Source organism: Pseudomonas sp. TWR1-1-3, assembly GCF_049896805.1.
GTDB classification, from domain to species: domain Bacteria; phylum Pseudomonadota; class Gammaproteobacteria; order Pseudomonadales; family Pseudomonadaceae; genus Aquipseudomonas; species Aquipseudomonas bubulae.
In genome coordinates this window covers 257,758-282,667 of sequence record NZ_JAFCUZ010000002.1, presented here as the reverse complement: position 1 = coordinate 282,667, position 24,910 = coordinate 257,758, and the positions used below count along the sequence as shown (strand labels likewise).

Annotated in this window: 20 protein-coding genes; 15 read left to right on the top strand and 5 right to left on the bottom strand. The window is 59.1% G+C overall.

The window, feature by feature from the left end; all coding sequences use genetic code 11:
* Positions 1-18 precede the first annotated feature (18 nt).
* From ACP7BE_RS08765 to ACP7BE_RS08755, 3 genes are all read left to right on the top strand, one after another.
* The gene (locus ACP7BE_RS08765) at positions 19-870 is read left to right on the top strand and encodes an ABC transporter permease (RefSeq protein ID WP_095003135.1); all 852 of its coding nucleotides are present in this window, start codon (positions 19-21) and stop codon (positions 868-870) included.
* Positions 867-1,688, top strand: coding sequence for a quaternary amine ABC transporter ATP-binding protein (locus tag ACP7BE_RS08760; RefSeq protein WP_095003136.1), 822 nt, complete (start codon positions 867-869; stop codon positions 1,686-1,688). The genes ACP7BE_RS08765 and ACP7BE_RS08760 overlap by 4 nt, the downstream gene beginning before the upstream one ends.
* Before the next feature lie 113 nt (positions 1,689-1,801).
* Complete coding sequence (locus ACP7BE_RS08755; RefSeq protein ID WP_426105559.1) at positions 1,802-6,526, top strand: dermonecrotic toxin domain-containing protein; 4,725 nt, start codon at positions 1,802-1,804, stop codon at positions 6,524-6,526.
* A gap of 5 nt (positions 6,527-6,531) precedes the next feature.
* Here the strand turns inward: ACP7BE_RS08755 and ACP7BE_RS08750 are convergent, their stop codons facing one another.
* The gene (locus tag ACP7BE_RS08750; RefSeq protein WP_426105557.1) at positions 6,532-7,158 is read right to left on the bottom strand and encodes an alanyl-tRNA editing protein; all 627 of its coding nucleotides are present in this window, start codon (positions 7,156-7,158) and stop codon (positions 6,532-6,534) included.
* An 88-nt stretch (positions 7,159-7,246) separates the two neighbouring features.
* Between ACP7BE_RS08750 and ACP7BE_RS08745 the strand changes: the two genes are divergently transcribed.
* Positions 7,247-8,188, top strand: a complete 942-nt coding sequence (locus tag ACP7BE_RS08745) for a LysR family transcriptional regulator (RefSeq protein WP_095019651.1) — start codon at positions 7,247-7,249, stop codon at positions 8,186-8,188.
* A gap of 114 nt (positions 8,189-8,302) precedes the next feature.
* Here the strand turns inward: ACP7BE_RS08745 and ACP7BE_RS08740 are convergent, their stop codons facing one another.
* On the bottom strand, positions 8,303-8,719 hold the full coding sequence (locus ACP7BE_RS08740) for a PA2817 family protein (RefSeq protein WP_083369822.1): 417 nt from the start codon (positions 8,717-8,719) through the stop codon (positions 8,303-8,305).
* 63 nt (positions 8,720-8,782) lie between these two features.
* Positions 8,783-11,230, bottom strand: coding sequence for an acyl-CoA dehydrogenase (locus tag ACP7BE_RS08735; RefSeq protein WP_095021014.1), 2,448 nt, complete (start codon positions 11,228-11,230; stop codon positions 8,783-8,785).
* Positions 11,231-11,381: 151 nt separating this feature from the next.
* Between ACP7BE_RS08735 and ACP7BE_RS08730 the strand changes: the two genes are divergently transcribed.
* From ACP7BE_RS08730 to ACP7BE_RS08720, 3 genes are all read left to right on the top strand, one after another.
* The gene (locus ACP7BE_RS08730; RefSeq protein ID WP_095003140.1) at positions 11,382-12,008 is read left to right on the top strand and encodes a glutathione S-transferase; all 627 of its coding nucleotides are present in this window, start codon (positions 11,382-11,384) and stop codon (positions 12,006-12,008) included.
* Positions 12,009-12,141: 133 nt separating this feature from the next.
* Complete coding sequence (locus tag ACP7BE_RS08725) at positions 12,142-13,074, top strand: ABC transporter ATP-binding protein (protein WP_095003141.1); 933 nt, start codon at positions 12,142-12,144, stop codon at positions 13,072-13,074.
* A complete protein-coding gene (locus ACP7BE_RS08720; RefSeq protein ID WP_095003142.1) occupies positions 13,071-13,850 on the top strand; it encodes an ABC transporter permease in 780 nt (259 codons plus the stop codon). Before ACP7BE_RS08725 ends, ACP7BE_RS08720 begins: the two co-directional genes overlap by 4 nt.
* Before the next feature lie 45 nt (positions 13,851-13,895).
* Here ACP7BE_RS08720 and ACP7BE_RS08715 read toward each other — a convergent pair whose 3' ends face one another.
* Positions 13,896-14,411 carry a DUF2062 domain-containing protein gene (locus ACP7BE_RS08715; protein ID WP_095003143.1) on the bottom strand — a complete coding sequence of 172 codons (516 nt, stop codon included), beginning with the start codon at positions 14,409-14,411 and terminating at the stop codon, positions 13,896-13,898.
* A 133-nt stretch (positions 14,412-14,544) separates the two neighbouring features.
* Here ACP7BE_RS08715 and ACP7BE_RS08710 point away from each other — a divergent pair, with 133 nt between their 5' ends.
* The 8 genes from ACP7BE_RS08710 to ACP7BE_RS08675 are packed head-to-tail and all read left to right on the top strand — an operon-like array spanning position 14,545 to position 21,491.
* Positions 14,545-16,761 carry a DNA internalization-related competence protein ComEC/Rec2 gene (locus ACP7BE_RS08710; RefSeq protein WP_426105553.1) on the top strand — a complete coding sequence of 739 codons (2,217 nt, stop codon included), beginning with the start codon at positions 14,545-14,547 and terminating at the stop codon, positions 16,759-16,761.
* A gap of 48 nt (positions 16,762-16,809) precedes the next feature.
* Positions 16,810-17,445: a MotA/TolQ/ExbB proton channel family protein gene (locus ACP7BE_RS08705; protein ID WP_095003171.1), complete on the top strand. Its 636-nt coding sequence runs from the start codon at positions 16,810-16,812 to the stop codon at positions 17,443-17,445.
* Positions 17,442-17,870 (top strand): ExbD/TolR family protein, encoded by a 429-nt coding sequence (locus ACP7BE_RS08700; protein WP_095003145.1) that lies wholly within the window; start codon positions 17,442-17,444, stop codon positions 17,868-17,870. Before ACP7BE_RS08705 ends, ACP7BE_RS08700 begins: the two co-directional genes overlap by 4 nt.
* Positions 17,870-18,880: a tetraacyldisaccharide 4'-kinase gene (gene lpxK / locus ACP7BE_RS08695; RefSeq protein WP_095003146.1), complete on the top strand. Its 1,011-nt coding sequence runs from the start codon at positions 17,870-17,872 to the stop codon at positions 18,878-18,880. The genes ACP7BE_RS08700 and lpxK overlap by 1 nt, the downstream gene beginning before the upstream one ends.
* 21 nt (positions 18,881-18,901) lie before the next feature.
* Positions 18,902-19,087 carry a Trm112 family protein gene (locus tag ACP7BE_RS08690; RefSeq protein WP_426105550.1) on the top strand — a complete coding sequence of 62 codons (186 nt, stop codon included), beginning with the start codon at positions 18,902-18,904 and terminating at the stop codon, positions 19,085-19,087.
* A complete protein-coding gene (kdsB, locus tag ACP7BE_RS08685) occupies positions 19,084-19,848 on the top strand; it encodes a 3-deoxy-manno-octulosonate cytidylyltransferase (protein ID WP_095019638.1) in 765 nt (254 codons plus the stop codon). Before ACP7BE_RS08690 ends, kdsB begins: the two co-directional genes overlap by 4 nt.
* Positions 19,845-20,864 (top strand): UDP-N-acetylmuramate dehydrogenase, encoded by a 1,020-nt coding sequence (murB, locus tag ACP7BE_RS08680; RefSeq protein ID WP_095003148.1) that lies wholly within the window; start codon positions 19,845-19,847, stop codon positions 20,862-20,864. Before kdsB ends, murB begins: the two co-directional genes overlap by 4 nt.
* A gap of 15 nt (positions 20,865-20,879) precedes the next feature.
* Positions 20,880-21,491, top strand: a complete 612-nt coding sequence (locus tag ACP7BE_RS08675; protein WP_426105548.1) for a hypothetical protein — start codon at positions 20,880-20,882, stop codon at positions 21,489-21,491.
* A gap of 69 nt (positions 21,492-21,560) precedes the next feature.
* Here ACP7BE_RS08675 and rne read toward each other — a convergent pair whose 3' ends face one another.
* Positions 21,561-24,842 (bottom strand): ribonuclease E, encoded by a 3,282-nt coding sequence (gene rne / locus ACP7BE_RS08670; protein WP_426105546.1) that lies wholly within the window; start codon positions 24,840-24,842, stop codon positions 21,561-21,563.
* Positions 24,843-24,910 lie beyond the last annotated feature (68 nt).

Genomic DNA, 24,910 nt, shown 5'->3' with positions numbered 1-24,910 from the left:
CTTGAACAAGAGCACCGCATGTTTCCTGAAAATCTGACGTTTTCCATCGCAGGATGGGTCAATGATGGCGTTGATGCGCTGGTGAGCAACTACGGCGATGTGTTTCGGCACATCTCCGACACGCTGCTGTGGGCCATCATCCACCTCGAAAACCTGCTGCGCCTGACCCCGTGGTGGCTGATGCTGATCATCGTCGGCGCCATTGCCTGGCATGCCACGCGCAAAATTTTCAGCACCTTGCTGATTGTCGGCCTGTTGTTCCTGGTAGGTGCTGTTGGCCTGTGGGACAAGCTGATGCAGACCCTGGCGCTGATGCTGGTGGCCACGGTGATTGCTGTGCTGCTGGGCATCCCGCTGGGGATTCTGGCCGCCCGCAGCAACCGTCTGCGTTCGGTGCTGATGCCGCTGCTGGATATCATGCAAACCATGCCCAGCTTCGTGTACCTGATCCCGGTGCTGATGCTGTTTGGCCTGGGCAAGGTGCCAGCGATTTTTGCCACTGTGATTTATGCCGTACCACCGCTGATCCGTCTGACCGATCTGGGCCTGCGCCAGGTCGACCGCGAGGTGATGGAGGCGATCAATGCCTTTGGTGCCACGCCGATGCAGCAGTTGTTCGGTGTGCAATTGCCGCTGGCCATGCCCAGCATCATGGCCGGTATCAACCAGACCACCATGATGGCCCTGTCGATGGTGGTGATTGCCTCGATGATCGGTGCACGCGGTCTTGGCGAAGACGTGCTGGTAGGCATTCAGACCCTCAACGTCGGTAAAGGGCTGGAAGCCGGGCTGGCTATCGTGATTCTGGCGGTGGTCATCGACCGCATTACCCAGGCCTATGGCCGACCTCGGCATGGGGATCAGAAATGACCGTCAACAAAATTGAAGTACGCAACGTTTACAAGGTGTTCGGCAATCGGGAAAAGGCCGTGCTGGCGATGATCCGCGCTGGCAAGAGTAAAGACCAAGTGCTGGCCGAAACAGGCTGCGTGGTGGGCATCAATGACATTTCGCTATCGATCAGGGCGGGAGAGGTTTTCGTCATCATGGGCTTGTCCGGGTCAGGCAAGTCCACGCTGGTGCGTCATCTCAATCGGCTGATCGACCCCAGCAGTGGTCAGATCCTGGTCGACGGAGAAGACATTCTGGATTACGACATGCCTGCCTTGCGCCATTTTCGTCGGCACAAGATCAGCATGGTGTTTCAGAATTTTGGCCTGCTGCCTCACCGCAACGTACTGGATAACGTCGCCTATGGCCTGAAAGTGCGGGGCGAGAGCGTCGCGCAATGCCAGCAGCGGGCCCTCCACTGGATTTCCGTGGTCGGCCTGCAAGGTTACGAACAGGTGTTCATTCATCAGCTTTCGGGCGGCATGCGTCAGCGCGTCGGCCTGGCACGGGCATTGGCCACCGACACCGACATCATCCTGATGGACGAAGCTTTCAGTGCCCTGGATCCTTTGATCCGTGCAGAGATGCAAGATCAGTTGCTGGAATTGCAGCGCACTTTGCAAAAAACCATCGTGTTTATCACCCATGACCTGGACGAAGCGTTGCGCATTGGCAATCGTATTGCCGTACTCAAGGACGGGCAGTTGATCCAGGTCGGCAGCCCGCAAGAGATTCTGCAGGCTCCGGCAGATGACTACGTCGGTCGTTTCGTCCAGCGCCGGCGCACCAGTGCCTGATCCTGTACATATCCAGATACCGCCTGTAATGCGGATTCATTGCGTTTAATCAGCCGATCCGGTTCTGCCTCTCGCGGGCGTAACCCTCGTCTAATTCAACGCGATGAACTGTCATGAAAACACTTTCGACCACCCCTGATGCCATGATCCGCTACTCGGCCCTGAGTAGCTTTGCGGGTCACAGTTTTGCCCTGCGCCCGACGTTTCAAGGTGTCGTTGCCAGCTGGTTCAAGCAAGCGCTACAGGATAAATACCCGGCGCTGAACGTGGATTTTACGCAGCTCGCTATCGCTGAGCCATTGAGCCATGAGAACTCACCGGGCATGCCCAGGCGTTATCGTTTCATGGCCGTTGCGGATGTGATGATTCAGTGCTTTATCGACTCAACGCCGGTGGTGCTTATCCAGGGGTTTCACCGCCTGAGCGTCGATAATAACGAACTGTCTGCGCATCCATTGGCGGTAAACATGGCGGAGCTGCAAAGCATCATCAACGATCATTCGGGGTTATTGATTGCGGCCTATCAACAGGCGCTGGCCGAATTCTGGAGTGACAGGCAAAACGGCTCATTGGCCCCGCTTCAATGGTTGAGCGAAGTGTTACGGATGGCCCTGGGGGGTGCCGCCCTGATGCCAAACCGCGTGCCTGCCTTGCCTGCCGATCAGGCAGTCGTGCTGGCGGTGGTTGCATCCTTCCCTGACAGGGACAATCGGGCCAGAGGAACCCTCGAAACCCCGGTGCACGCCTATCTGGTCAATATCGACGGTACAGAGAACAACGTTCGGCGGCGCTTTCAACTGCCGGGTGTGGTGCTGATCACCCGGCAAATGCCCGATCACCTGATTGTGCTCGGTTATTCACTGGAGCACGGGGTTGAGTCCTTCAGCTCGGTACAGGCGTTCGCTACCTGCATGCTGACTCGTGTGTTGCAGGTTGCCCCCGTTCGGTTGTTGAGCTGGAGTCTGCATGAGCCCGAGGGGGACTTTATCACCGGCCTGGCCCGCACCTTGCTCGACCAGCAGTTGCGCAACATGGTGCGTGTGGGGCAAGCCGCTCAGGCTGGCAAGTGGAGCGTCGGGCGACTGGAGCAGGTGCTGGACGAAGCGGCTGCGATGTTCCCGTTTTTCAGCGAACAGGAACGCCCGCACCTGGAGAATGTGATCTGCGTATTGCCCGAGTGGCTCAAGCAGGCCAGCTCCGTGGATCAATTGGACTACAGCAGGTTGATGAGCGCAGAAGTGATCTGGCAGCGCCAGACCCGGGGCCGCACCTTTCTGGACGGTATTGATGCATTGCCGGTGTACGCCGAGAAAATGATCAGGCAACGCATCGAGCGCGATCATCCGCGGTCAGGCCTCGATATCTCGCACATTGAGATACATGACGTGGGGGTCGAAAACTTGCAGCTGCCTGTTTTCAGCGACGATGTGCTGTCTTTTGTCGAGTTTGTCCTTGGCTACAGAGGCGGCTGGCCAGTCGGCCTGATCGCGGTCAAGGATCGCACAGGCGCCCCAGTACCTGACTGGTTGACCAGTGGCTACGTGAAAAGCCTTGTGGATGAGCTGGATGTGGGAGTGGGCTATATCGCGCTACTCAAGGGTTACCTGGTGGACGACGACAAGCAAGTCATGCAGCGCGAGGCGTTATATGCGGCCCAACTGAGAATTCAATTGCCGCTGTTGGCCCTGGAGAAAAAAATCAGGGGGCAAGCCGGTTTTACCCCGCAGGGCTTGCATGTGGTCACCCAGGTCATGCGCCACGACGCGCAACGGTCGGTCAGCCATGACTATGTGTGCGTGCGGCCCCTGGGCTTTTACGCCTATGAGGGGGCCAGAGTTGATACGGCGGCGAACATGTTTGTCTTCGGCTCGCTGAATATCCAGACAGGGCCCTTTATCCTGTACCGGCCTTTTGCCCCTGAACCCTTGTTGGAGTATGCCAGCTGGCCCGCATTGTTTGACGCCATCAAGCATCCGGGTGAGCTGCAAGAAAGCATATTGACCTGGCTGGACGATGACGCCCGTGGTTATTACGCCGACGGCGGTTTTGCGCGACCGCATCTGGAGAATGTACTGCTGGAGGGTTTTTTGGCCCTGTTGCCACGTCGCCCGGCGACCTTGAGTACGCGTAGCCTGGTGGGCAACTACTACGGGGCGATGTTTGACGCCAACGTCAGTGCGTTGATGAGCATGGCGGACAACCAGACGGTGTCGACCTCTGAGCGTCGCTGGATGCTGCTCAAGCACTATGGCTGGAGCCTGTTTAACGGGTTGACGTTTTTACTCAGTGGGCCCTTGCAGAAAGCCGCCTGGCTTTTTCAGACCCTGTTGAGCCTTGATAGCGGTTTGCAGGCGCGAATTGATGGCGATAAAGAGGCGGGGCAACAAACGGTTATCGATCTTTTATTCAATATCAGCCTGGCACTTCTGCACGAAGGTCTGAGATTCAAGGCAAAAGCCAATGCCCGGTTACGCTTGAGTGCCCCTGTCGATGAACCGTTGTTTACGATCTACAAACCTGAGGCCCTCCCGGCGGTTGAGCCAGTCTCCGCTAGCGTTATCGCGCAAAAGAAACAGCCCGATATTGAACCCCGTGCTGCCAGCCAATATTCGTCCCTGGACTTCTCATGGTTCAGTGCTCAGCCCCGTTTGACAGAGCTGCAGCAGGCAAGCCTGGACACTTTTGTGCTGGATCTGGACTTGAGCCAGGGCACGCGCATCGAAGTAGGCCCCTTAAAAGGTGTTATCAACCATGAGGGCAAGTCATATGTGCAGATCGGTGCCAAAACCTATCGCGTTGGCCGTGACGCGGATGGGCTGGTGATCCAGGACGACAGGCAGCCTGAAAGATTTGGCCCGCGCCTGAGAAGGGATGAGGCCGGGCAGTGGCAACTCGATCTGCGTTTGGGATTGCGCGGCGGCGGTCCCAAAAAAACCATTCAGGCATTGCGCGAGAAAAAGACCCAGAAAGTGGCTGCGTTGCAGCAAGAGGCCGAACGCCTGGACGAAGAGCTTCTGAGGCGCGACCGAGTGCTGAAACTGACTGAAGAGTTGCTGACTAAATTTCCCGATCGGCGAGCGACGTTTGTTGATCGCTACGAAGCTGAGCTGGAAGCGTGGCGCGCGGGTGTGCTGGACATGATCAACGTCAAAACCAGGTCGAACCAAATTATCCCCCTTGAGGGCTTTGAGGCCAGAACACAGGAGACTTGGGTACAGCTGACCTTGAGGCTGTTCAAATTACAGAACTACCTGGAAGAAGCGCTGCGTGAACTGCCGGTATCCAACTCCGGGGTCTCTTATACCGCTTCGCTGCTGGAGGTTCTGGCAGAGATAAACAATGGCTCGAGTGCTCCCTATGAGCGCTGGATTACCAACTTGAAACAGGCCGAACGGCTAGAGGCGCGGTTATATAAAAACTCGCTGCGCGAGTGCGATGCCCTTGATGAGGTAAGAACCAGGCCGTTGCCCAGATACAGCGCACTGGAAGAGATAATCAATCAACCCAATCGGGATTATTTCGACCGCCACTGGTCCGCCGCCTACCTGGAAACCCTGTGCGAACTGGTGATCCGCCGTGATGCGGTCAACCTCATACCTGAAGAGCAATATGCATTTGATCTGTTCGGGCAAGGAACATTGATTGATACCGCCTGGTCGCAATTAAGCTTGCGCCGTGAAGAGACGAAGTATCCCGGAGAACATCTCGACTTCTTCGATAAGACCATCGAAAAATACGACGCAGCGGAAGGCGTTTGCCAGAACCTTGTCAGTCTTGGCTCCGAGCATTTCCGTAATGAATATCTGCCCGACATTATTGAGGTTCTAAGCAGCCTGAGAACGTTTGCAGAAGCCCAGATGCAGAATGTTATCCGTGAGTCCGAAAGCTCCTCTTCTGAAGCAGAAGAGCCCCGGCCAGGCCCCAGTCGCCTGATCAATGAGCCAGGAGCCGGGGCAGGATCGTCCCGCGGGACTCAGCAAGTAATCAAGACCACAAAAAATCTGACGCTGGTAGGGCAGCGTCGTCCTCCGTCCTCGGGGTCTGAAGATGAAATCGTCGATGTGACTGAGGGCATCGATCAAATGAATATCCGCTCCTATCGCAAAACAGAGGCGGGAGAATGGGAAGAAATCGGTAGCAGCAGACCACCCACTCTTCAGGCTTCACAAGCCAAGTCGTTATCCCGACTCCAGGCTGACGCCCGCACGTTGCTGGAGCGGATTTCGGGAGTCATTGCACAGAACAGGGCAAGCGCTGCAACATCCAGAATACCGATCGAAATAGAAGAAATTCTGAGCTTCAAAGCCAGCTCACTCGACGAGGTGGCGCAGAAGATGGAGCGGATTGTGCTCACATCCAGCCCTGAGGTTGAGCCCCTGACTCAAGAGCGCAGAGCTGGCGCTTTGGCATTAATTACCGACCTGAAGGCGGCGGCCGGCAGGTTGCGCGCCGAGGGCCGAAGCCTGCGCATCAGCATTATCAAGCGGCTGCCGCCAACGGGTGCCAACGTCGAGTATTTAAAGGCCCAGGGCGAGGTAAGCATTGCCCGCGTGGGGAGGCGGCGGTTTTTGTCCAAAGGCCAGCGCAAGGATTATCTTGAGGAATACGCCATTAGCACTTTGGAGGGTAATGAGTTGTGGTTTGCACATTTTCATTACAAGGCAATGGACACACTCGCCGCCGACTTTGACGTGGCCCACTTGAAAACGGCCCAACAGCGCACCCTGAGTGAACAGGCGTTGTACGCCCGGGCACAGAGTTCCCATGACTATATCGCGGTGTATCGCGCCAAACTGGATCGGGCCATGGCGCAGCGGCTATTTTTATCCCTTCCTTGATTGCGTCAGTCCAGAGCGTAGCGTACTGAGAGCACGCCCTTTTTCTGACTTACGGACAACACGTTGACGGTGCCCAGTTCAGCCAGGGATTGCACATGGGTGCCGCCACATGGATAGCCCGGCAGCTCGCCAAAACGGATGACGCGCTGCTCCGAGTCCAGGCAGGTATGCCTTTGCAGGTCGGCAGCGATCCATTGTGCCAGGGTGTGCTGTACGGCCTCGGCCTCAAGGGGTTGCGGATTGTCGCCGGCTACAAAGCTTACCCGGCATTCGCCTGGCCAGTGATGGGCTTTGGTGGGTACCCAGCCCAGTTGCTCGCCGCAAACACCAATCAAATGCCCGGCCGAATGCAGGCGGGCATGCAACCGACGGCGGGTTTCGTCGACCTGAGCCCGTGCCCGGCCTGTCGGTACGGGCACGCTGACGTGGTGCACGATAGCATCCTGTCCCTGCACAACCTTGATGACCTGGCTGTCGCCGATCCAGCCCGTGTCGCTGGGTTGCCCGCCGCCCTGGGGATGAAAGGGGGTGGCGCAGAGGATGACGGCAAACCCGTCTTCTTGGGGCGCGCAGTGGATGACTTCGACCTCGCAGCTCACGGCGTCGTCATTGAAAAACAGGCGTTGGGTCATGGAGGTGTTCCTGAGCGGGTTTCGTTTTTAGTATAGGGGGGAGCCAGGAGTGTGATAATCCATCAAATTTTCAATGGACCTGTGCGCTGTGAGCATAAATCTCCCGTTGTCATTACTGGCTGAAATGGTCGTGTTTGTGAAAGTGGTCGAGGCAGGCAGCTTCTCTGAAGCCGCTCGTCAGCTTGGCACATCGCCTTCGGCGGTCAGTCGCAGTGTTGCCCGACTGGAAAAAGCCCTGGCCATTCGCTTGCTGCAACGCACAACCCGCAAGCTCGGCCTGACCGATGCAGGTGAAGAGGTTTTCAAACGTTGCGATGAAATGGCCTGTTCGGCTCAGGCGGTGATGGACCTGAGCGGGCGTTTTACCCGGGAGGCCGAGGGGCTCATTCGCCTGAGCGTGCCCAAGGCCGTGGGGCGGTACGTGATACATCCCCATATGCCCGAGTTTCTGCGCCGTTACCCCAAGGTTGATGTGCAATTGATCCTCGAGGATCGTTATGTCGATTTGATCGATGACAACATTGACTTGAGCATTCGCATTACCGACCAGCCGCCACCGGGGCTGGTGGGGCGCCAACTGTTTCCGATCGAGCATTTACTCTGTGCCACGCCGCAGTATCTGGCCGGGCACGGGGTACCGCAGCAGCCTGAGGACTTGCGTGACCATAGTTGCATTTACCTGGGGGAAACCCCGGCTGATGCGCGCTGGAAATTCAGGCAGGGTGGCAGGTCGGTAACGGTGGGGGTGCGCGGACGTTATGCGGCCAATCATACGGGCGTGCGCCTGGATGCGGTGTTGCAGCATATCGGGATCGGCAGCTTGCCGTACTTTACGGCACGCCAGGCGCTGGAGGAGGGGGTGGTGGTGCAGGTGCTGCCCGAGTGGAATTTTATTGCTTCCTACCACGGCGGCGTGTGGTTGCTACAAACGCCCACCCGGTATTTGCCGCCCAAGCTGCGAGTGTTTATCGACTTTCTGGTGGAGCGGATGGCGCAGGAACCGACGCTGGAGATGTGGCGTAATCCGTAGCAGCTGCCGAGGGCTGCGCCGCCGAACGCAGCTGTTGGAACGGCTACAGAGCTTTTGCTTCTTCAAAAAAAGCCCGCCAGGCAAAACCGGGCGGGCTTTTGGGTCGGACTGCGATCAGTGCTGCGGGCTGTCTTGTGTCGTGGGCAGCGCCATCAGTTGTTTTTCCTGATTCCAGTCAAACGGCTCATCGTTCAGTTCGGCTTCGTGGCGGCGCTCTTCCAGGGCCTGATACATGTCCAGCTCTTCATCCGACAGGAAGTTGAAGCAGGCGCCGCCGAAGTACCACAGCAGGTCGCGCGGGACCAGGTGGGCGATCTGCGGATAGCGCTCGATTACCTGGCACATGATGTCCTGGCCCAGGTACTGGCTGTTGATCGGGTCAACCGGCAACGAGCTGCGCATGTCGTCAAAACGCTCCAGGAACAGCGCGTGGCTTTCCTCGGGGATCTGCTCAGCGTCACCGACAGCAACCAGGATGCTGCGCAGAATGTCGAGCAGGACAAGGTTGTGGTTCAGATCGTTGGTGGCCATTGCGGGTGTCCTCTAGGGTAAAACGGGCGCGAGAGTATAAAGCTCATCGCGCTCGCTGTCCTGTTATCGAATCTTTCCTTCTGTGTGGCTGAGTTCTTCCTTGCTGAAGTCATCCACGTCGATGACCTTGCGTCGTGCGGCTTCGGCGGTGCGCAAGGTTTCAGCTTCGGCCGGTTGCAGTACCCCGGCTTGCAGCGCGGCATCGATGGACGGTTCTCCAGCTGCGGGTTTTACCTGACCACTTTTCAGCGCTTCGTGGAGTTTTTTGTGCAGGGGGCGCGCTTCGCTCAGCAGGTTGCTGGCATGTTGCAGGGCGCCCACAGCGTCATCCGGCGATTGCGGGCGGTAGCAGCCAGCGAGCACGGCTTCAAGTGCCGGATCCCCTTTGGCGCGGCCCAATACTGCAGCGACCTCGGCATCCAGTGCGTCCGACGGACCGGTATGCCGGCGCCCAAACGGAAATACCACGCCGCGCAACAAAAAGCCCAGCGTTCGGCTCGGGAAGTTTTTCAACAGTTCATCCAGTGCGCGCTCGGCGTGGCCCAGGCTTTCTTCCATAGCCCATTTGAACAGCGGATCAAGGTATTGCGGCGAGTCGAGGTCGTGATAACGCTTGAGGGCGGCCGACGCCAGATACAAATGGCTCAGCACATCGCCCAGGCGCGCAGACAAGCGCTCGCGGCGTTTGAGCTCACCGCCCAGCAGCATCATGCTCAGGTCCGCGAGCAGGGCAAACGCCGCCGCCTGACGGTTGAGCGCGCGGAAGTAACCCTGGCTCAACGGGTTGCCGGGCGCAGCTTCGAAACGGCCAATGCCCAGGTTCAACACCAGCGTGCTGGAAGCGTTGCTGATGGCAAAACCAATGTGTTTGAGCAGCAGGGCGTCAAACTCCAGCATGGCTTGATCTTTATCTTCCCGCCCGGCCAAGGCCATTTCCTTCAGCACAAAGGGATGGCAACGGATGGCGCCCTGACCAAAGATCATCAGGTTGCGCGAGAGGATATTGGCGCCCTCTACAGTGATGAAGATCGGAGCCCCTTGCCAGTTACGCCCCAGGTAGTTGTTGGGGCCCATGATGATGCCTTTGCCACCGTGCACGTCCATCGCATGGCTGATGCACTCGCGGCCGCGTTCGGTAAGGTGGTACTTGAGAATGGCCGAAAGAACCGAGGGTTTTTCCCCCAGATCCACCGCGTTGGCGGTCAGCATGCGGGCGCTGTCCATCAGCCAGGCATTGCCGCCGATACGCGCCAGCGCCTCCTGAATGCCCTCGAAGGCGGCCAGTGGCACATTGAACTGTTCGCGTACCTGAGCATATTGGCCGGTCACCAGGCTGGTGAACTTGGCCGCGCCGGTGCCCACTGCCGGCAACGAAATCGACCGTCCCACCGACAGGCAATTCATCAGCATCATCCAGCCTTTGCCGAGCATTTCCTGGCCGCCGATCAGGTAGTCGAGCGGGATAAACACATCTTTGCCCGAGTTCGGGCCGTTCATAAAGGCTGCGCCCAGGGGGAGATGGCGACGGCCGATCTCGACGCCGGGGGTGTCGGTAGGGATCAATGCCAGGCTGATGCCCAGGTCCTCTTTGTCGCCCAACAGATGGTCCGGGTCATGGGCCTTGAACGCCAGGCCCAGCAGTGTGGCGACGGGGCCGAGAGTGATATAGCGTTTTTCCCAGTTCAGGCGCAGGCCGATAACTTCCTCACCTTGCCATTGGCCTTTGCAAATGATCCCGGTGTCGGGCATTGCCCCGGCATCTGAGCCTGCCAGTGGCCCGGTCAGGGCAAAGCAGGGGATGTCATCACCACGGGCCAGGCGTGGCAGATAGTGGTCGCGTTGTTCATCGGTACCGTAATGCAGCAGCAGTTCAGCGGGGCCCAGGGAATTGGGCACCATTACGGTGGAAGCCAGATCGCCACTGCGGGTGGCCAGTTTCATGGCGACCTGGGAATGGGCGTAGGCCGAGAACCCTTTACCGCCGTAGGCTTTGGGGATGATCAGGGCGAAGAAGCCATGCTCCTTGATGTGCGCCCAGGCCTGGGGTGGCAAGTCCATGGCCTGGCCGATTTCCCAGTCGCTGACCATTGCGCACAACTCTTCGGTGGGGCCGTCAATAAATGCCTGTTCTTCTTCCGTCAGCCGGGCCTTGGGGTAGGCCAGCAGCTGGTTCCAGTCGGGGCGGCCGCTAAACAACTGGCCGTCCCACCACACGGTGCCGGCATCGATGGCATCGCGTTCGGTTTGCGACATCGGCGGCAGGGTCTTCTGGAACCAGTTGAACAGGGGGGCGGTAAAGATTTTGCGACGAAGTTCGGGCAATAGCAGCAGGGCCGTGGGCGCGGCCAGCAGCAGCCAGAGGATTGCCAGCAACCCGCCAGGTACATGGCCGATAACCCCCATGGCCAGTAAATATACCGCGACCACGGCAATGATCGTCAGGGGGGCGATGCGGCGATGGGCCATATAGGCGATGCCAACAATCAGAACCAGTATCCACAACAACAGCATATTCAATCCTCCATGAAATCAGGGGCGTGCACCCTTGTGAGCTTAGTCGCAACTTTCGATCAGGGTTGTAGGGATAGTGACCTCGCGCTGGAGACGGAGTTCGTCATCCCGGCGTAGACTCCTTCGGCGTCTATCAATCAGGAGCCAGATCATGCTGAAAGTGTGGGGTCGCAAGAATTCGTCAAACGTGCGCAAGGCGTTGTGGTGTGTTGAAGAGCTGGCGTTGCCGTATAGCCGGGTAGAGGCGGGCGGCGCCTTTGGGGTGGTCAACAGCCCTGAGTACCGGGCGTTGAACCCTAATGGCCAGGTGCCTGTGATTGAAGAGGACGACGGCTTCGTGCTGTGGGAGTCAAACACCATCGTGCGTTACCTCTCTGCCAGATATGGCTCGGATACGTCATGGTACCCAACCGATGCACGTGTGCGGGCGCAGGCGGACAAGTGGATGGACTGGACCAGCACTTCCTTTGCCGGGGTGTTTCGCACGGTGTTCTGGGGTGTCTTGCGTACGCCTGCCGAGCAGCAGGACTGGGTGGCAATCAACGCCGCAATCAAGGCCAGCGGCGAATTGCTTGCCGTGGCCGATCGGGCCCTGGCTGAAAAACCCTACTTGTCCGGTGATGAAATCGGCATGGGTGATATCCCGCTGGGTAGCTTCATTTACGCCTGGTTTGAAATGCCCATCGAACGCCCGCCCCTACCGCACCTGAGTGCCTGGTATGAGCGCTTGAAGCAGCGTCCGGCCTATCGAAATGCCGTCATGACCGCGTTGACTTAATAGCCACTATTAATACGGGCGACTGTACTTGTGCGGCGAGGCCAAGCACCATAGGGTCTTGTCGGACTTGTCCTACAGGCTGTTCGCCCTTATTTACAATTCCCCTTTCCCCCATCTTGGTGCGTAATCCGATATGAGTTCCGCTCTGTCCATACGGCAGCTAACCAAAACCTACGGCAACGGTTTCCAGGCCCTGAGTGGTATCGATCTGGATGTCGCCGAAGGTGACTTTTTTGCCTTGCTGGGCCCTAACGGTGCCGGCAAATCCACCACCATCGGCATTCTCTCGACCCTGGTCAACAAGACCGGCGGCACGGTGAATATCTTTGGCCATGATCTTGATCGCAATCCCGCAGCCCTCAAGCGTTCGATTGGTGTGGTTCCGCAGGAATTCAACTTCAACCAGTTTGAAAAGACCTTCGATATCGTCGTGACCCAGGCGGGGTACTACGGTATTCCGGCGAAAATCGCCAAGGAACGAGCCGAAAAATACCTGACGCAGTTAGGGCTCTGGGACAAGCGCGACACGCCATCGCGTTCGTTGTCCGGTGGCATGAAGCGCCGCCTGATGATTGCCCGGGCTTTGGTGCATGAGCCGCGTCTGTTGATCCTCGATGAGCCTACAGCCGGTGTCGACATTGAACTGCGCCGCTCGATGTGGTCCTTCCTCACCGGGCTGAACGAGCAGGGCACCACCATCATCCTCACCACCCACTATCTGGAAGAGGCTGAGCAGCTGTGCCGCAATATCGGGATCATCGATCACGGCACCATTGTCGAAAACACCAGCATGCGCCAACTGCTTGGGCAGTTGCATGTCGAGACCTTTTTGCTCGACTTGAAGCAACCGCTGCAGGCTGCCCCTCAGTTGATCGGCTACCCGAGCCAGTTGCTCGATGCCGCGACCCTGGAGGTCCAGGTCGACAAGGTTGTGGGCATTACCGGTCTGTTCACTCAATTGGCCGCGCAAAATATTGAAGTGGTGAGCTTGCGCAACAAAACCAATCGCCTTGAGGAGTTGTTTGTGTCGTTGGTCGAGAAAAACCTGGCAAAGGTGGCGGTATGAGCTCGGAGCTGCGTCCCAACCTGATTGCGTTGAACACCATTATTTACCGTGAGGTCCGCCGCTTTATGCGGATCTGGCCGCAAACCCTGCTGCCACCTGCGATCACGATGGTTTTGTACTTTGTGATCTTCGGTAACCTGATTGGTCGGCAAATCGGCGATATGGGTGGCTTCACCTATATGGAGTACATTGTGCCGGGTCTGATCATGATGTCGGTGATCACCAACTCCTACGGTAACGTGGTGTCGAGCTTCTTTGGCGCCAAGTTCCAGCGGTCGATTGAAGAGCTGATGGTCTCGCCGGTGTCGCCCCACACGATCCTGATCGGTTTTACCGTGGGCGGGATCTTGCGTGGCCTGATCGTGGGCCTGATCGTGACCCTGCTGTCGCTGTTCTTTACCCATCTGCAGGTGCATCACCTGGGCCTGACCATTGTGGTGGTGGTGCTGACCGCTACGATTTTCTCGTTGCTGGGGTTTATCAACGCCGTTTTTGCACGCAATTTCGACGATATTTCGATTATTCCGACCTTCGTACTGACGCCGCTGACGTATCTGGGCGGGGTTTTCTACTCCATCACCCTGCTGCCGCCGTTCTGGCAGAGCGTGTCGCTGGCCAACCCGGTGCTGCATATGGTCAACGCCTTTCGCTACGGCATCCTGGGCGTTTCGGACATCAAGATCAGTGTCGCGCTGACCTTTATGGTGGTGGCGACCATCGTGCTCTACTTCGGCTGCGCCAGGCTGCTGGTCAGCGGGCGCGGGATGCGTCAGTAGTTGTTGTGACATGCGGATAAAAAAGGCCCCTGTTCGGGGCCTTTTTTATGGGTGCCTGTTTTTGCGGGCTTTCCATTTATGGCTGACCCACCAGCGCCAATAGAGCATGGTCAGACAATAGGCCAATGCGCCGAGCACCACGCCGCAGACCACCGAGCCCAGCAAGAATGGCTGCCACACAGTAGAGAGCTGGCCGCTGATCCATTCCCAGGTCAGTTCGTCGGGCAGGGTGCGCGCCGGCACGTTCATCAGCCAGGCGCCCAGCTGGTAGGTGCAATAAAACACCGGGGGCATGGTGATGGGGTTGGTCAGCCATACCAGGCCCACGGAGATCGGCATATTGCTGCGAACCCTTATTGCCAGAAAGGCCGCCAGAAGCATCTGGAACGGCATGGGTATAAAGGCCGCGAAAATGCCCACCGCCATTGCCCGGGCCACGGAGTGACGGTTGAGGTGCCAGAGGTTGGGATCATGGAGCAAGGTGCCCAAAAATCGTAAGGACTTGTGTTCCCTGATCAGGGCCGGATCTGGCATGAAACGTTTGATCAAACGCCGTGGCATGGGCCTCTCCCTAGGTCAAGGGGGCAGTATGCCCAAATTCGACAGGATGCCTATTTAGACTTTGTGACAATTTCTTAAGCGCGGCCCCGGGATTCCAGCTAATCCGAGTCAAAGGGATAAGTTGAGTATAGGCATGTACACAGGGATGTTTGCGCTGGCAGCGGGCCTGATCACGCTGCGGTTTTTACCTGGTTTACCGTCTGCCGGGTGGTTGCTGCTGATGGTGACGGCGGGGGTGTTGCTCTTGGCCTGCAGGGGCTGGCCGGTGGGGCTTTATGTGCTTGGGCTGTGCTGGGCCTGCTTTCAGGGGCAAAGGGCACTGGATAACCGTCTGGCTGACTCATTCGACGGGCGTACGCTCTGGGTCGAAGGGCGTGTGATCGGCTTGCCGCAGCAGTCTGGAACATCCGTCCGCTTTGAATTGCAGGGGGCAAAGTCGCGCCACGGTGCTTTGCCCGCGACTATCAGGCTGAGCTGGTATGGCGGCCCTGCGGTGAACAGCGGCGAGCGCTGGCGGCTGGCGGTCAAACTCAAGAAACCCAAAGGCTTGCTCAATCCTCAGGGGTTTGATTTTGAGGCCTGGTTACTGGCGCAGCGCATCGGTGCGACCGGTACGGTCAAGCAGGGGCATTTACAGGAGGCTGCCAGTCACGCCTGGCGTGACGGCTTGCGTCAGCGTCTGCTGCGCATTGATGCCCAGGGCCGGGCTTCGTGGTTGGCGGCGCTGGTACTGGGTGATGGATCGGGTCTGAGTCGCGATGACTGGACGTTGTTGCAAGCGACCGGCACGGTGCATCTGCTGGTGATCTCGGGCCAGCATATTGGCCTGTTTGCCGGCTTGATCTATGGATTTATCGCCTTGCTGGCGCGTTATGGACTGTGGCCACGTCGTTTGCCGTGGTTACCCTGGGCTTGTGCCCTGGCGTTTATTGGCGCCACAGGTTACGGCGTGCTGGCGGGCTTTGAAGTGCCGGTGCAGCGCGCGTGCATGATGCTCGGACTGGTGCTGGCATGGCGTTTGTGGTTTCGGCAACTGGGCGTGTGGCTGCCTTTTTTGCTGGCGCTCAATGCCGTGCTGATCGTCGAGCCGCTGGCGAGTTTGCGGGCGGGGTTCTGGTTGTCATTCAGCGCCGTGGCGGTGCTTCTCTTTACCTTCAGTGGCCGCTTGGGGGCATGGGGGTGGCGGGCCATGTGGTTGCGCCCTCACGGCCTGATCGCCCTGGGCTTGTTCCCGATGCTGTGGATACTCGATCTGCCCATCAGCCTGACCGGGCCGCTGGCCAATCTGATAGCCGTCCCCTGGATCAGCCTGGCAGTGCTGCCAACAGCTTTGCTGGGGACCTTGCTGTTGCCTGTGCCCTGGCTGGGGGAAAACCTGCTGTGGCTGTCAGGTGGCCTGATCGATGGGTTGGTCCAGGGCTTGAGCCTGCTGGCCGATGTGTTTACGCCGTGGTTGCCCGTATCCGTGCCGATTTACATTTGGCTGTTGAGTGCGGCCGGAGTGCTGATCCTGTTGTTGCCTGCGGGGATGGTCTTGCGGCCGCTGGGTTGGCCGCTGGTGCTGCTGGCGCTGTTTGCGCCCCGTGAACAGATCCCCCGCGGTCAGGTCGAGGTGCTGCAGCTGGATGTCGGTCAGGGTCTGGCGATTGCCTTGCGTACCCGCAATCACACTCTGTTGTACGACGCAGGCCCCAAGTCAGGGAATCTGGATCAGGGCGAGCGGGTGGTGGTGCCGGTTTTGCGTTCATTGGGGGTGGCCGAGCTGGATTTGATGCTGCTCAGTCACGCCGGTTCGGATCATGCCGGTGGGGCGCTGGCGGTGCAGCGGGGCGTCAGCGTGAAACGGGTGATTGGCGGCGATGTGCCGGGGCTGGCGGAGCCGTTGCGGGCGCAACCCTGTGTCAGTGGGGAAACTTGGGAATGGGATGGTGTGAGTTTTTCACTCTGGCAGTGGGCGGGGGCCAGCGACAGTAATCAAAAGTCCTGCGTGTTGCAGGTGCAGGCCGGTGATGAGCGGTTGCTGCTGACCGGGGATATCGATGCCAGGGCCGAGCGTGCCTTGCTGCAAAGCCCGCTGGGCGTGCCTACCCGCTGGTTGCAGGCTCCTCATCACGGCAGCAAGACCTCGTCGTCGATGGTGTTTCTCAAGGCCCTGGCGCCTGAAATCGTGCTGATCTCCCGGGGGCATGGCAACAGCTTCGGTCATCCCCATCCACAGGTGATGGCCCGGTATCAGGCGCTGGGGGTGCAGGTACTGGACAGCGCCGAGCAGGGTGCGGTGAAGTTTCGCCTGGGGGCGTCGGGCAAGGCTGAAAGCATGCGCGACCAACGCCGGTTCTGGCGCGATTGACGCTGCCCCTGTGGTAGAGTGGCACACTTTTTCGAGGGGATTGTCACTGTGTGGGAACTGGTCAAATCCGGCGGCTGGATGATGTTGCCGATCATTCTGAGCTCTGTTGCCGCGCTGGGCATTATTGTCGAGCGTCTGTGGACCCTGCGTGCCAGTCGCGTGACCCCGGAGCATCTGCTCGGTCAGGTCTGGGTCTGGATCAAAGACAAGCAAATGGACAAGGAAAAACTCAAGCAATTGCGTGCCGACTCGCCTCTGGGTGAGATTCTTGCCGCGGGCCTGGCCAACTCCCGTCATGGTCGCGAAATCATGAAAGAGTGCATTGAAGAGGCCGCCGCGCGCGTCATTCATGAGCTTGAGCGCTACCTCAATACCCTGGGCACCATTGCCGCAATGGCGCCCTTGCTGGGGCTGCTGGGTACGGTGCTGGGCATGATCGATATTTTCAGCTCGTTCATGGGCTCGGGAATGACCTCCAATGCTGCGGTGCTGGCGGGTGGTATTTCCAAGGCGCTGATCACCACGGCCGCAGGCCTGATGGTGGGTATCCCGGCCGTATTCTTCCATCGTTTCCTGCAGCGTCGTGTTGACGACCTGGTGGTTGGCATGGAGCAGGAGGCAATCAAGCTGGTTGAAGTGGTTCAGGGCGACCGTGAAGTCGATATGGTCGGGAGCAAAGCGTGAAATTTCGCCGCAAGCCACGGGAAACAGTTGATATCAACCTCGCGTCATTGATTGACGTGGTGTTTATCCTGTTGCTGTTTTTTGTCGTGACCACCACCTTCACCCGCGAAACCCAGTTGCGCGTCGATCTGCCGGAGGCTGTCAGCGGTTCACCCAGCGATGAGCAGAATGGCAAGCAACTGGATATCGCCATCAGCGCAGACGGGGTTTTCTCGGTGAATAACCAGTTGTTGCCCAAGAATGATCTGGCCAGCCTGATGGAGGCCCTGCAGAAAGAGTCCGGTGGCGATACCCGTTTGCCGCTGTCGATCAGCGCCGATGGCAAAACGCAACATCAGGCGGTCATCACCGCGATGGACGCGGCCGGCAAGCTCGGCTTTAGCCATTTGCGCATGACCACGGTTGAGGCGCAGACGACTCCCTGATGGCCATGTCCGATCGTTTACTGCGTGCCTGGTATGCCGGGCATCCGCTGCTGACCCTGTTGCGACCACTCGAATGCCTCTACCGACGGGTGGTTGAGCGCAAGCGGGCACGTTTTGTCGCCGGTGAGGGCGAGATCTATCGCCCGCCGGTGCCGTTGATCGTGGTGGGGAACATCACGGTCGGCGGCACCGGCAAAACGCCATTAATCCTGTGGCTGATAGAGCACTGTCAGCGCCAGGGGCTGCGCGTTGGCGTGGTCAGTCGCGGCTATGGCGCGACCCCGCCACAATTGCCGTGGCGTGTACGCGCCGAGCAAAGTGCCGTGCAGGCGGGGGATGAACCTTTGCTGATCGTGCAGCGCACCGGTGTGCCCCTGATGATCGATCCCGACCGCAGTCGGGCGATCAAGGCGCTACTGGCCAGCGAGCCGCTGGACCTGATCCTGTCGGATGACGGGTTGCAGCACTACCGTATGGCGCGGGATCTGGAGCTGGTGTTGATCGACAATGCCAGAGGCCTGGGTAATGGCCGTTGCCTGCCTGCCGGGCCGCTGCGCGAACCGATCGAGCGCCTGCAGAGCGTTGACGCGGTGCTCTATAACGGCGCTGCCAGCGACCCGCAGGGCGGTTTTGCCTTTGCGTTGCAACCCACCGCACTGGTGAATCTGGTGAGTGGGGAGCGCAAGGCGCTGGACTTTTTTCCTGCGCAGCAGGCTCTGCATGCGGTCGCCGGTATCGGCAACCCGCAGCGTTTCTTCACCACCCTTGAAACGCTACACTGGCGGCCAATTGCTCATGCGTTTGCTGATCACGCGCCTTATAGCGCCGAAATATTGAATTTCTCGCCATCATTACCCGTGGTCATGACCGAAAAGGACGCGGTGAAGTGCCGTGACTTCGCGTCATCCGACTGGTGGTATCTGGCTGTTGACGCAGTGCCTTCCGAGGCCTTTGTGTTGTGGTTTGACCAACAATTGCTGCGTCTTTTACCTGATCGTCTTTTACCCTAACTCATCTCAAGGGGAACATTTATGGACACCAAGCTGCTCGATATCCTCGCCTGCCCTGTTTGCAAAGGCCCGCTCAAGCTCGGCGCCGACAAGACCGAGCTGATCAGCAAGGGCGCAGGCCTGGCTTACCCGATCCGTGATGGCATTCCGGTAATGCTCGAAACCGAAGCCCGCACCCTCACTGCCGAAGAGCGTCTGGATAAATGATCCCGGTTTTTACCGTCGTTATCCCGTCGCGCTATGCCTCGACCCGTTTACCGGGCAAGCCGCTGCAAATGATCGCCGGCAAGCCGATGGTCCAGCATGTCTGGGAGCAGGCCTGTAAAAGCAGCGCGCAACGTGTGGTCGTTGCCACTGACGATATGCGTATTGTCGAGGCCTGCAAGGCGTTCGGCGCCGAGGTGCTGCTGACCCGTGCCGACCATGAATCCGGCACTGATCGCCTGGCCGAAGTGGCTACGCAACTGGGTCTGGCCAGCGATGCCATCGTGGTTAACGTGCAGGGCGATGAGCCGATGATCCCGCCACAGGTGATCGATCAGGTTGCGCTCAACCTGGCGGCCCATGGCGAGGCGAGCATGGCGACCCTGGCCGAGCCTATCGATGATGTCGAGACGCTGTTCAATCCCAATGTGGTCAAGGTGGTCAGTGATATCAACGGGCTGGCGCTGACCTTCAGCCGGGCCACGTTGCCCTGGGCGCGGGATGACTTTGCTCTGCACCCGGACGCACTGCCAGCAGGCGTGCCTTACCGTCGACATATCGGCATCTACGCCTATCGAGCGGGCTTCCTGCATGACTTCGTCAGCTGGGGGCCTTGCTGGCTCGAAAACACCGAGCGCCTCGAGCAACTGCGGGCGCTGTGGCATGGTGTGCGTATTCACGTGGCCGATGTGCTTGAAGCTCCGCCTGCCGGGGTAGATACCGTGGAAGATCTTGAGCGCGTTCGGCGTTTGCTGGAGTCATGAGTTTGGACATGCAGGTCAATGCGTCGCTCAAGCCCTTCAATAGCTTTGGTGTTGATGTGAAGGCCAGCCTGTTTGCCCAGGCGCACAACGATGATGATGTGCGCCAGGCCTTGCTGTGTGCGGCTGAGCACAAGTTGCCGTTGCTGGTGATTGGCGGCGGCAGCAACCTGCTGTTGACCGGCGATGTGCCAGCGCTGGTTTTGCGCATGGCCAGTCGCGGTATCCGCTTGCTGGAAGATGATGGCGAGCGGGTAGTGGTGGAGGCTGAAGCGGGGGAGGTCTGGCATGCCTTCGTGCTGTGGACCCTTGAGCAGGGCTTGTCGGGCCTGGAAAACCTCAGCCTGATCCCTGGCACCGTGGGTGCCGCGCCGATGCAGAATATCGGCGCCTATGGGGTCGAGATCAAGGATGTATTCGCAGGCCTTACAGCGCTCGACCGACAAACCGGCGAGTTGCGTGAGTTCAGTCTGGCCGAATGCAACTTTGCCTATCGTGACAGTCTGTTCAAGCAGCAGGCCGGGCGCTGGTTGATTTTGCGTGTGCGCTTTGCCCTGAGCAGGGCCATGCATCTGCATCTGGAGTACGGCCCTGTGCGTCAGCGCCTGGCCGAGCAGGGCATTGAGCAGCCGACGGCCTGTGATGTAAGTCGGGCTATCTGCAGTATCCGCAGCGAAAAACTGCCTGACCCTGCGGTGTTGGGCAATGCCGGCAGCTTCTTCAAGAATCCGCTGGTATCGGCAAGCCTGGCGGCGGAATTGAAATTGGCCCACCCCGGCCTGATTGGTTACCCACAAGCCGATGGCCAGGTAAAGCTGGCGGCGGGCTGGCTGATCGAAACTGCAGGCTGGAAGGGCTTTCGTGAGGCGGATGCCGGAGTGCATCGCCTGCAGTCGTTGGTGCTGGTCAACTATGGGTCGGCTACCGGTTTGCAGTTGCTGGCCCTTGCGCAGCGTATTCAGGCAGATATCGAGCAGCGCTTTGCGGTGCAGCTGGAGATGGAGCCCAACCTGTATTAACGGTCTGGACTATCAATGAAGCACATACCGGCAGGGGTGCTGGCGTTGGCACTGGTGACGTTGACCGGTTGTGTCACTGCTCCGCCCAAAGATCAAAACAACCTGTGCAGTATCTATAGGCAGTATCCGGCCTGGTACAAAGACTCGGTAGCGATGCAGGAGCGCTGGGGCACGCCTGTGCATGTTGCGATGGCAATCATGAAGCAGGAAAGCAGCTTCGTTGCCGATGCGCTTCCGCCTCGTGCTTACCTTTTGTGGGTCATCCCGTGGGGCCGGGTCAGCCCGTCCTACGGCTATGCACAGGCTCAGCCTCCGGCATGGCGTGACTTTGAAAACAGCATGGGCAGTTCCGGGTCGCGCGACAATTTCGCTGACGCCATCATGTTTATCGGTTGGTACACCGCGGGTACCCAGCGGCAATTGGGGATCTCCAAGTGGGATACCTGTAACCAGTACCTGGCGTATCACGAGGGCAGGGGGGGTTACAGTCGCAATACCTATCGCGCCAAACCCTGGTTGATGCAGGTGGCGCGTAAAGTCGAGCAGCAGTCCAAAACCTATGGTGCACAGCTTGGCCAATGTCGCGGTGAGCTGGAGAAAGGTCGTCGCTCGTTCTGGCCTTTTTGATTTAATTCGAAGGCATAAAAAAAGCCCCGCCAGTTCAGAACTGGCGGGGCTTTTTAATGGCCTTTGGAATTAGGCGAGGGGTTTATCCTCGTGTGCCTTTTCCTGGGCTACGCCTTCATGCGCAGTTGCCTGAGCGGCCGCTGCAGCAGCTGCCTCTTCACGCTTGCGGCGACGTACTTCACGCGGGTCGTTAGGTGCGCGACCGTTGCTTGGGGCGCTGACAACCGGAGTTGCTGCAACCACTACCTCAACCACTTCAGTTGTCACAACAGTCTCAACGGGGGCCGGCTCTACGGCTACTATCGTTTCGACCGCGGCTTCAACGGTTACCACTTCAGGTGCGGCAACAGGCTCTGCTACGGCTTCAGTAACGGCAGGCTCTGCTACTGGCGCGCGCACAACGCGGGCTTCGCGGGCATGCGGTGCTTTTTCGATAACCGGAGTTTCGACCGCTGGTGCTTCCACCACGGCTTCAACCACTGGCTCTGGAGTCGCTGCAACCGGCTGGGCAACGGCCTGGACTTCAGGCTGTGCTTCTTGAGCTGGTGCAACTTCAACTTCAGGCGCCTTGACGGCTTCGATCGGCGTCACTGCTTCTACTGTTGGCGCTTCTACTACCGGTGCTTCTACTACTGGAGTTTCAACAACAGGCGTTTCAGTGGTCGGTGCCTGGGCAGCGACTGCTTCTACTTTGGTTGCTGCTTCGCCAGCGGTTTCAACAGCTGGGGCCTGGGCCGCAGGTGTTTCGACAGCCACAATTTCCTTGTCAGCTTCAACGACGGCCACGGTTTCAACCGGGGCCGATTCCTGGGCCACTTCTGTTGCGCGTTCTGCCTGCTGGTGCGCCTGGGCTTCAGCAGGAGCGCTGACGACCTGGCTGGCAACGGTTTCAGTCACGGCCACGACGGCTGCTTCAGAGGTGGTTGCAGGAGCATTCTGGCTGTTGCCTTCTTCGCTGTTCTCTTCCGAGCCTTCAATCACGTTGCCGTTGGCGTCACGCTGACGCTCGCGGCGGTTGCTGCGACGACGCTGGCCACGGGAGCGACGACGTGGACGATCGCCTTCGGCGTTGTCCTGGGTCTCGTCCTGGGACTGCTCTTCACCGTTCAGCACTTCTTCGTCTTCAGCGGCAGCTACAACCTGCTCTTCGCGTGGCGCACGTTCTTCGCGAGGTGCGCGCGGCTGGCGCTCTTCACGCGGCTGACGGGCTGGGCGCTCTTCAGCTACAGCAGTGGTAGCGGCCACAGCGGCTACGGCTGGTGCTGCATCCAGAGGCTCGCGCAGTTCACGTACGCGCTCTTCGCGTTCGCCACGCGGCTTGCGGTCTTCACGTGGTGCACGCGGCGCACGTTCTTCGCGCGGTGGACGCGGTGCGCGCTCTTCGCGAGGGGCTTGAGCCACAACCGGAGTTTCTTCGCGAGGGCTGCGCTCTTCGCGAGGGCTGCGCTCTTCGCGTGGTTCGCGAGCGGCACGCTCTTCACGTGGAGCACGCTCTTCGCGCGGTTTACGTTCTTCGTCACGACGACCGTTGCGGTTACGGCTCTGCTGGCGACCGTTGCGACGTTCTTCGTTGCGTGCAGGGCGCTCAGGGGTTGCCGGCTTCTCGACTACGGTCGGTGCTGCAGGCTCTTCCTTGGAGGCAAACAGGCTTACCAGCGACTTGACCAGGCCCTTGAACAGGCTTGGCTCGGCGATGGTGGCCGCCGGTGCAGGAGCAGGTGCGGCAGCAGCAGCGGCTTCGGTCGGAACCGGTGCCGAGGTGCGTGGCGGTGCTGTTTTAACGGCGGCTTCCTGGCGAACCAGGGTGCGGGTGGCGGCAGCCGGTTGAACTTCTTCCACTTCAGCGGCAGCGGCAGCGATTTCATAGCTGGACTGGTTGGTGTGGGCTTCCGGGCTGTCATCACGCAGGCGCTGAACTTCGAAGTGCGGCGTTTCGAGGTGGTCGTTCGGCAGAATGACGATGCGGGCACGGGTACGCAGTTCGATCTTGGTGATCGAGTTGCGTTTTTCGTTGAGCAGGAACGCTGCAACCGGGATTGGCACCTGGGCGCGGACTTCGGCAGTGCGGTCCTTCAGGGCTTCTTCTTCGATCAGGCGCAGGATCGCCAGCGACAGCGATTCAACATCACGGATGATGCCGGTGCCGTTGCAGCGCGGGCAAACGATGCCGCTGCTTTCACCCAGGGATGGGCGCAGACGCTGACGGGACATTTCCAGCAGGCCGAAGCGCGAGATACGACCCACTTGTACGCGGGCGCGGTCGGCTTCCAGGCATTCGCGGACTTTTTCTTCCACTGCGCGCTGGTTTTTGGCCGGGGTCATGTCGATGAAGTCGATGACGATCAGGCCGCCGATGTCGCGCAGGCGCAACTGACGGGCGATTTCTTCCGCCGCTTCAAGGTTGGTTTGCAGTGCGGTTTCTTCGATATCGCTGCCTTTGGTGGCGCGGGCCGAGTTGATGTCGATGGACACCAGGGCTTCGGTCGGGTCGATAACGATGGAGCCGCCGGAAGGCAGTTCAACGACGCGCTGGAAAGCGGTCTCGATCTGGCTTTCGATCTGGAAACGGTTGAACAGCGGAACGCTGTCTTCGTAGAGTTTGATTTTGCTGGCGTACTGCGGCATCACCTGGCGGATAAAGGTCAGGGCTTCGTCCTGGGCTTCAACGCTGTCGATCAGGACTTCGCCGATGTCCTGGCGCAGGTAGTCGCGGATGGCGCGGATGATCACGTTGCTTTCCTGGTAGATCAGGAAGGGTGCGGCGCGATCCAGCGAGGCTTCTTTGATGGCGGTCCACAGTTGCAGCAGGTAATCGAGGTCCCACTGCATTTCTTCACTGCTGCGGCCAAGGCCGGCAGTGCGAACGATCAGGCCCATGTCGGCAGGAGCGATCAGGCCGTTCAGCGCTTCACGCAGTTCGTTGCGCTCTTCACCTTCGATGCGGCGGGAGATACCGCCTGCACGCGGGTTGTTTGGCATCAGGACCAGGTAGCGGCCGGCGAGGCTGATAAACGTGGTCAGGGCTGCGCCCTTGTTGCCGCGCTCTTCTTTTTCGACCTGCACGATGACTTCCTGGCCTTCGCTCAGGACGTCCTTGATGTTGACGCGGCCTTCAGGGGCTTTCTTGAAGTACTCGCGGGAGATTTCTTTGAGGGGCAGGAAGCCGTGGCGCTCGGAGCCGAAATCGACAAAGGCAGCCTCAAGGCTTGGTTCGATGCGAGTAATACGGCCTTTATAGATGTTGGCTTTCTTCTGCTCGCGAGCACCCGACTCGATGTCCAGGTCGTAGAGGCGTTGGCCATCTACCAGTGCAACGCGCAACTCTTCAGGTTGAGTTGCGTTAATCAGCATTCTTTTCATGTTGTACCGTCGGTTTCCGGGCTACCGGAAACGGCGTTCGGCACACACGACTTCTCATG

Bases quoted from the DNA above. Each gene is read 5' to 3' on its own strand.
- ACP7BE_RS08710 (WP_426105553.1), top strand. From the start codon at position 14,545: ATGTACACAGGGATGTTTGCGCTGGCAGCGGGCCTGATCACGCTGCGG.
- murB (WP_095003148.1), top strand. From the start codon at position 19,845: ATGAGTTTGGACATGCAGGTCAATGCGTCGCTCAAGCCCTTCAATAGC.
- ACP7BE_RS08755 (WP_426105559.1), top strand. From the start codon at position 1,802: ATGAAAACACTTTCGACCACCCCTGATGCCATGATCCGCTACTCGGCC.
- ACP7BE_RS08725 (WP_095003141.1), top strand. From the start codon at position 12,142: ATGAGTTCCGCTCTGTCCATACGGCAGCTAACCAAAACCTACGGCAAC.
- kdsB (WP_095019638.1), top strand. From the start codon at position 19,084: ATGATCCCGGTTTTTACCGTCGTTATCCCGTCGCGCTATGCCTCGACC.
- ACP7BE_RS08720 (WP_095003142.1), top strand. From the start codon at position 13,071: ATGAGCTCGGAGCTGCGTCCCAACCTGATTGCGTTGAACACCATTATT.
- ACP7BE_RS08765 (WP_095003135.1), top strand. From the start codon at position 19: ATGTTTCCTGAAAATCTGACGTTTTCCATCGCAGGATGGGTCAATGAT.
- ACP7BE_RS08675 (WP_426105548.1), top strand. From the start codon at position 20,880: ATGAAGCACATACCGGCAGGGGTGCTGGCGTTGGCACTGGTGACGTTG.
- ACP7BE_RS08735 (WP_095021014.1), bottom strand. From the start codon at position 11,230: ATGCTGTTGTTGTGGATACTGGTTCTGATTGTTGGCATCGCCTATATG.
- lpxK (WP_095003146.1), top strand. From the start codon at position 17,870: ATGGCCATGTCCGATCGTTTACTGCGTGCCTGGTATGCCGGGCATCCG.
- rne (WP_426105546.1), bottom strand. From the start codon at position 24,842: ATGCTGATTAACGCAACTCAACCTGAAGAGTTGCGCGTTGCACTGGTA.
- ACP7BE_RS08740 (WP_083369822.1), bottom strand. From the start codon at position 8,719: ATGGCCACCAACGATCTGAACCACAACCTTGTCCTGCTCGACATTCTG.
- ACP7BE_RS08750 (WP_426105557.1), bottom strand. From the start codon at position 7,158: ATGACCCAACGCCTGTTTTTCAATGACGACGCCGTGAGCTGCGAGGTC.
- ACP7BE_RS08730 (WP_095003140.1), top strand. From the start codon at position 11,382: ATGCTGAAAGTGTGGGGTCGCAAGAATTCGTCAAACGTGCGCAAGGCG.
- ACP7BE_RS08760 (WP_095003136.1), top strand. From the start codon at position 867: ATGACCGTCAACAAAATTGAAGTACGCAACGTTTACAAGGTGTTCGGC.
- ACP7BE_RS08715 (WP_095003143.1), bottom strand. From the start codon at position 14,411: ATGCCACGGCGTTTGATCAAACGTTTCATGCCAGATCCGGCCCTGATC.
- ACP7BE_RS08690 (WP_426105550.1), top strand. From the start codon at position 18,902: ATGGACACCAAGCTGCTCGATATCCTCGCCTGCCCTGTTTGCAAAGGC.